The sequence below is a fragment of the Streptomyces aureus genome, assembly GCF_001418135.1.
GTDB classification, from domain to species: Bacteria; Actinomycetota; Actinomycetes; order Streptomycetales; family Streptomycetaceae; genus Streptomyces; species Streptomyces aureus_A.
In genome coordinates, this window is record NZ_LIPQ01000235.1 from 1 (window position 1) to 7,166 (window position 7,166).

Here is a 7,166-nt window from a genome sequence, read left to right on the forward strand (position 1 = left end):
GCTCCTCCGCCCCCTCCTGGCCGACCCCGACCCCGAGCGGGCCGCCGCGGAGACGGAGCGCGTGCTCGCCGCGACCCCGTGAACGGGCCGTCTTCGCCGCCGTGGCCGCTCTGCCCCCACCCGGGGATCCCGGCGCCAGGAGCAGGGCCCGCGCACTCGGACGCAACCTGACGAGGTCACCCGCGCCGAGCAGGACCGGAGCTGGACCTGGCCGGCCCGCCGTACCGCCTGGCTGATCAGCGCGGGACTGCGCGAGCGGCCCGAGCTGCTCGCCCGGTGGGGGCTCGGGCGAGGGTGGATCTCGACGGACTTCCACGCACCCGACACCACCGTCGTCACCTTCGACGGCCCGCCCCGGACCGCGGACGGCACACCCGACACGGAGCAGCCGGTACGCCAGTTCCTCTGGCGCCTCCCGGACGACGGAACCCCGCCCGAACAGCAGGCCGCGGCCACTCTGCGCCGCCTCGCCGAGGAGGACCCCAGGGGCTGCGCGGAACCGCCCGGGTGATCCGTACCGCCGTCCAGGTGCGTGCCACTGGTCCACTCCAACGGCGGTTTTCCACAGGGGTGGTACGGCCGCCGGGCGGCGCGTACGGTGCCAGTCATGAAGATCCTCATCAGCGCCGACATGGAGGGCGCGACCGGTGTGACCTGGCCCGCCGACGTGCTGCCCGGCACGCCCCAGTGGGAGCGGTGCCGCGCGATGTTCACCTCCGACGTGAACGCCGCCGTGCTCGGCTTCCTCGACGGCGGCGCCGACGAGGTCCTCATCAACGAGGCGCACTCGTCCATGCGGAACCTGCTCCTGGAGCGGCTCGACGAGCGGGCCGAGATGCTCACCGGCAGGCACAAGTCCCTGTCCATGGTCGAGGGCGTCCAGCACGGGGACGTCGACGGCATCGCCTTCGTCGGCTACCACACCGGCGCCGGCACCGAGGGCGTCCTCGCCCACACCTACCTCGCCAACTCGATCACCGGCGTCTGGCTCAACGGCGAACGGGCCAGCGAGGGCCTGCTCAACGCCCATGTGGTCGCGGAGTACGGCGTGCCCGTCGTCCTCGTCACCGGCGACGACCTGACCTGCGAGGACGCCCTCGGCTACGCGCCGGAGGCCCCCAAGGTCGCGGTCAAGGACTACGTCTCGCGGTACGCGGCGGTGTGCCGGACCCCGGCCAGAACCGCCGCCGACATCCGGGCGGCGGCGAAGACCGGCGCCGCGCTCGCCGTCTGCCACGAGCCGGTCCACGCCGGCCCCTTCACCGTGGAGCTGGAGTTCGACGCCGAGCACCTGGGCGCGGCCGCCACGGTGGTTCCCGGCGTGGCGCGGAGCGCGGAGCGGCGCGTCGCGTACACCAGCGAGACGATGTACGAGGCAATCCGCACGTTCAAAGCGGTCACGACGATCGTCTCGGCCGCGGTGGAGGAGCAGTATGGCTGAGGAGGTCCGGGGCCCGGACACGACGGCGCTCGACGAGGTGGTCACCTTCACCTCCGAGCTCATCCGCATCGACACCACCAACCGGGGCGGCGGCGACTGCCGTGAACGGCCCGCCGCCGAGTACGTCGCCGAGCGCCTCGCCGCCTCCGGCATCGAACCCACCCTCCTGGAGCGGACCCCCGGCCGCACCAACGTGGTGGCGCGCATCCCCGGCACCGACCCCTCGGCCGAGGCCCTGCTCGTCCACGGCCATCTGGACGTCGTGCCCGCCGACCCCGCCGAGTGGACCACCCACCCCTTCTCCGGCGAGATCCGCGACGGGGTCGTATGGGGCCGCGGCGCCGTCGACATGAAGAACATGGACGCGATGGTGCTGGCCGTCGTCCGCTCCTGGGCCCGGCAGGGCATCCGGCCGCGCCGCGACATCGTCCTCGCCTACACCGCCGACGAGGAGGCGAGCGCCGAGGACGGCTCCGGCTTCCTCGCCGACCGCCACGCCGCCCTCTTCGAGGGCTGCACGGAGGGCATCAGCGAGTCCGGGGCCTTCAGCTTCCACCCGCAGCCCGGCACCACCCTCTACCCGATCGCCGCGGGGGAGCGGGGCACCGCCTGGCTCAAGCTCACCGCCCACGGCCGCGCCGGGCACGGCTCCAAGGTCAACACGGCCAACGCCGTCACCCGCCTCGCCGACGCCGTCGCCCGGATCGGCTCGCACACCTGGCCCGTCCGGCTCACCGCCACCGTCCGCGCCGCCCTCGCCGAACTCGCCGCGCTGTACGCCATCGACATCGACACCCGCGTGCCCGACCTCGACGTGGACGTCCTCCTCGACAAGCTCGGACCCGCCGCCGCCCTCGTCGCGCCGACCGTCCGCAACAGCACCAACCCGACGATGCTCGACGCCGGCTACAAGGTCAACGTCATCCCGGGCCAGGCCGTCGCCTACATCGACGGGCGGACGCTGCCGGGCACCGAGGAGGAGTTCGCCGAGACCATGGACGAGCTGACCGGCCCGCACGTGGAGTGGGAGTTCCACCACCGCGAGGTCGCCCTGGAAGCGCCCGTCGACTCGCCGACCTTCGCGAAACTGCGGGCCGCCGTCGAGCGCTTCGACCCGGACGGGCACGTCGTGCCCTTCACCATGTCCGGCGGCACCGACGCCAAGCAGTTCTCCCGGCTCGGCATCACGGGCTACGGCTTCTCGCCGCTCAGGCTGCCCCCGGACCTCGACTACGGAGCACTCTTCCACGGCGTCGACGAACGCGTCCCCGTGGACGCGCTGCACTTCGGCGTCCGGGTGCTCGACCACTACCTGAAGTCGGCGTAGGGCCGTCATCGTTCGCGTATCACCGTGACAGGGGGAGCTGGGATGAAAACGATCGCCGCCCACGGCAGCTGGCCGTCACCCGTCGACGCGGCGCTCGCCGCCGCCCACGACGGGCGGCCCGAGTACCCCGGCGTCGTCGGCGACGAACTGTGGTGGACCGCGCCGCGGCCCGCGGAGGGAGGCAGGCGCGCCCTCGTGCGACGGCGCGCCGACGGCACGGAGGAAAGCCTGCTGCCCGCCCCGTGGAACGTCCGCAGCCGGGTGATCGAGTACGGCGGCCTCCCCTGGGCGGCGGTCCCGCGCCCGGCCGGCGGACCCCTCGCCGTCTTCTGCCACTTCCCGGACCAGCGGCTCTACGCCTACGAGCCCGACGCCGCTCCCGGCGTCGAGCCCCGGCCCCTCACCCCCGTCTCCGGGACCGGCGGAGGACTGCGCTGGGTGGACCCGGTCATCCACCCCGACCGGGGCGAGGTGTGGTGCGTCCTGGAGGAGTTCACCGGTCCCGCCCCGACCGACGTCCGCCGGGTGCTCGTCGCCGTACCCCTCGACGGCTCCGCCGCCGACGACCGTGCGGCCGTACGCGAGCTCTCCGACGGGCGCCACCGGTTCGTGACCGGCCCCCGGCTCTCCCCGGACGGCCGCCGGGCTGCCTGGATCGGCTGGGACCACCCCCGGATGCCCTGGGACGGCACCGAGGTCCAGCTCGCCGAGGTCACCCCCGACGGCACCTTCCAGCGCGCCGGCACCGTCGCGGGCGGGCCCGCCGAGTCGATCCCGCAGGTCGACTGGGACGCGGCCGGACGGCTGCTCCTCGTCAGCGACCGCACCGGCTGGTGGAACCTCTACCGGGCGGAGATCGACACCGACGGCGGCCTCGGCGAACCGGCCGCGCTCTGCCCCCGTGCCGAGGAGTTCGGCGGACCGCTCTGGAAGATCGGGCTGAACTGGTTCACCCCCCTGGAGAACGGTCTGGTGGCCGTCGTCCACGGCAAGGGCACCACCACCCTCGGCATCCTCGACCCCGACCGCGGCACGCTCGTCGACGCCGCCGGCCCCTGGACCGAATGGGCCCCGACCCTCGCCGCCCACGGCAGCCGCGTGGTCGGCATCGCCGCCTCCCCGCACAGCTCCTACGAGCTCGTCGAACTCGACACCCGCACCGGCCGCACCCGGGTCGTGGGCGCCGCCCACACCGACGCCGTCGACCCCGCCCACCACCCCGAACCCCGCGTCCGTACCTTCACCGGCCCCGGCGGACGCGAGATCCACGCGCAGATCTACCCACCCCACCATCCCGGCTTCACCGGCCCCGAGGGCGAACTCCCGCCCTATGTGATCTGGGCCCACGGCGGCCCCACCGGACACGCCCCGCTCGTCCTCGACCTGGAGATCACCTACTTCACCTCGCGCGGCATCGGCGTCGCCGAGGTCAACTACGGCGGCTCCACCGGCTACGGCCGGGAGTACCGCGAGCGGCTGCGCGAGCAGTGGGGCGTCGTCGACGTCGAGGACTGCGCGGCCGTCGCCGCGGCGCTCGCCGCCGAGGGCACCGCCGACCCGGACCGGCTCGCCGTCCGCGGCGGCAGCGCCGGCGGCTGGACGGCCGCCGCCTCCCTCGTCTCCACCGACGTGTACGCCTGCGGCACGATCATCTATCCCATCCTCGACCTGCGGGGCTGGGCCACCGACGAGACCCACGACTTCGAGTCCCAGTACCTGCACGGGCTCATCGGATCCGTCGACGACGTCCCCGCCCGGTACAAGGAGCGCTCGCCCATCGAGCACGTCGACCGCGTCACCGCGCCCTTCCTGCTGCTCCAGGGCCTCGACGACGTCATCTGCCCGCCCGCGCAGGCCGAGCGCTTCCTCACCCGCACCGCCGGCCGGGGCGTCCCGCACGCCTACCTCGCCTTCGAGGGGGAGGGCCACGGCTTCCGCAGGGCCGACACGATGGTCCGCGCCCTGGAGGCCGAACTCTCCCTGTACGCCCGGACCTTCGGCATCACCCGGACGGACGTGCCCGACCTGGAGTACCGCACGTGACGACGCCCGATCCCGCTCCCTCCGCCCCGGCGGAGGCCCGGCCGCCCGTCGGACCGCTCACCCGGCCCGAACGGCTGCGGCCCGGCGCCCGGGTCGCCGTCGTCGCCCCCGCCGGACCCGTCCCCGAGGAGCGGCTGCGGGCGGGGCTCGACATCCTCCGCGGCTGGGACCTCGACCCCGTCGTCGCCCCGCACGTCCTCGACACCCACCCCACCCTCGACCACCTCGCGGGCGCCGACCGGGCCAGGGCCCGGGACCTGACGGAGGCATGGTGCGACCCCACGGTCTCCGCCGTCCTCTGCGCGCGCGGCGGATTCGGGGCGCAGCGCATGGTCGACCTCGTCGACTGGCGGGCGATCAGGGACGCGGGGCCCAAGGCGTTCGTCGGCTACAGCGACATCACCGCCCTGCACGAGGCCTTCGCCGTCCGGGCCGGCTGCTCCACCCTGCACGGCCCGATGGTCGCCGCGGGCACCTTCCTCTCGGACCCGCGCACCCGGGAGTCCCTGCGGGCCACGCTGTTCGAGCCCGAGTCGGTACGCACCCTCGGTCTGGACACGGCACGAACCCTGGCACCGGGCCGCGCCCGTGGCGTGACCCTCGGCGGCTGCGTCAGCCTCCTCGCCGCCGACCTCGCGACCCCCCGTGCCCGCCCCTCGGCCCGCGGCGGCCTGCTGCTCCTGGAGGACGTGGGGGAGGAGCCGTACCGCCTGGACCGCGTCCTCACCCAGCTCCTCCGCTCCGGCTGGCTCGACGGCGTCGCGGGAATCGCCCTCGGGTCCTGGGCGGACTGCGGCCCGTACGAGGAGATCCGGGCGGTCCTCACGGACCGCCTCGGTGGCCTCGGCGTCCCGGTCGTGGAGGAACTGGGCTTCGGCCACAGCGAAACGGCCCTGACCATGCCGCTCGGCGTGTCAGCCGTCCTGGACACGGAGACGAACACCCTCACCCTGGACGTCCCGGCCCTGCGTTGATGGGGGGCGGACAAGGGGCCCCGGGGTGTCCCATGCCGCGCGGGTCGGCGAGCTGGACGAGCGGGCGGCCGGAGTCGCGCTCGATGTCGGCGTCGGCCCCGATCCCGCGAGGCCCTCGCGCTCGGGCCCGGAGCCGCGGCGCTCGCCGGGCCGCCGACGCTCGCCGGGCCCGCGAGCGGCGCCGAGGCCCCGTACACCCTGGCCCAGAGGGGCGTGGGTCGGACGGGTCAGACCGACACGGCCCGGAGCGTCGCGTAGCCGGGGCGGACGATCTCGTCGATCAGCCGCCGGCGCTCCGGCAGCGGCAGGAAGGCGGCCTCCAGAGCGGCGACCGTGAACTCCTCGAAGACCTCGGGGCCGTAACCGAAGGCGTCCACCATGTGCTGGAACTCCTCGCTCATGGTGGTGCCGGAGACCAGCCGGTTGTCGGTGTTGAGCGTGATCCGGAAGCCCAGGCGGCGCAGCTCGTCGATCGGGTGCGAGGCGTAGTCCTTCGCGGCGCCCGTCTGGAGGTTGGACGTCGGGCAGACCTCCAGGGCGATCCGGTTGTCCCGGACGTACGAGGCGAGCCGGCCCAGCGTGCCGTCCTCGGCGATGTCGTCCGTGATCCGTACGCCGTGGCCGATCCGCTCCGTGCCGCAGACCTGCACGGCCTCGTGGATCGACTCCGCGCCGACGGCCTCGCCCGCGTGGATCGTGAAGTGGCAGTTCTCCCGCTTCAGGTGCTGGAAGGCGGGGAGGTGGCGGGCCGGCGGGTTGCCGATCTCGCCGCCGGCGATGTCGAAGCCGGCCACGCCCTTGTCCCGGTGCGCGACCGTGAGCTGCGCGATCTCCAGGGAGCGGTCCGTGTGACGCATGCCCGTGAGGAGGGTGCGGACGGTGATACGTCCGCCGGAGCGGCGCTCGCCCTCACGGAAACCGGCGTTGACGGCCTCGACGACCTCGTCGAGGGTCAGACCGCCCTCCAGGTGCTGCTCGGGGGCGTAGCGGATCTCGGCGTAGACGACACCGTCCGCCGCGAGGTCCTCGGCGCACTCGGCCGCGATGCGCGTGAGCGCCCCGCGGGTCTGCATCACCGCGCAGGTGTGGGCGAACGTCTCCAGGTAGCGCTCCAGCGAACCGGAGTCGGCCGCGTCCCGGAACCAGACCGCGAGCGCGGCGGGGTCCTCGGTCGGCAGCGCGGTGTAGCCGCACTCCCGTGCCAGCTCGACTATGGTCGCGGCGCGCAGCCCACCGTCGAGGTGGTCGTGGAGGACGGCCTTGGGGGCCCGGCGGATCCACTCGGAGACGGTGGCGGCGGCAGGCGTGGCAGGGTTGTCAGACAAGTGCATGGCGGGGAAGTGTACGCCACGAGGGAGGGCCCCGCTGTGACGGGCCCGAC

General features: G+C 74.2%; 5 protein-coding genes. 4 read left to right on the top strand and 1 reads right to left on the bottom strand.

Annotated elements, in window-relative coordinates; all coding sequences use genetic code 11:
• Positions 1-607: 607 nt before the first annotated feature.
• The 4 genes from AOK00_RS20175 to AOK00_RS20190 are packed head-to-tail and all read left to right on the top strand — an operon-like array spanning position 608 to position 5,785.
• The gene (locus tag AOK00_RS20175; protein WP_055601700.1) at positions 608-1,441 is read left to right on the top strand and encodes a M55 family metallopeptidase; all 834 of its coding nucleotides are present in this window, start codon (positions 608-610) and stop codon (positions 1,439-1,441) included.
• A complete protein-coding gene (locus tag AOK00_RS20180; protein WP_055601701.1) occupies positions 1,434-2,768 on the top strand; it encodes a M20/M25/M40 family metallo-hydrolase in 1,335 nt (444 codons plus the stop codon). Before AOK00_RS20175 ends, AOK00_RS20180 begins: the two co-directional genes overlap by 8 nt.
• Before the next feature lie 42 nt (positions 2,769-2,810).
• Complete coding sequence (locus AOK00_RS20185) at positions 2,811-4,811, top strand: S9 family peptidase (protein WP_055601702.1); 2,001 nt, start codon at positions 2,811-2,813, stop codon at positions 4,809-4,811.
• On the top strand, positions 4,808-5,785 hold the full coding sequence (locus AOK00_RS20190; RefSeq protein WP_055601703.1) for a S66 peptidase family protein: 978 nt from the start codon (positions 4,808-4,810) through the stop codon (positions 5,783-5,785). The genes AOK00_RS20185 and AOK00_RS20190 overlap by 4 nt, the downstream gene beginning before the upstream one ends.
• Before the next feature lie 227 nt (positions 5,786-6,012).
• Here AOK00_RS20190 and AOK00_RS20195 read toward each other — a convergent pair whose 3' ends face one another.
• Complete coding sequence (locus tag AOK00_RS20195) at positions 6,013-7,116, bottom strand: adenosine deaminase (RefSeq protein ID WP_055601704.1); 1,104 nt, start codon at positions 7,114-7,116, stop codon at positions 6,013-6,015.
• Positions 7,117-7,166: the final 50 nt, after the last annotated feature.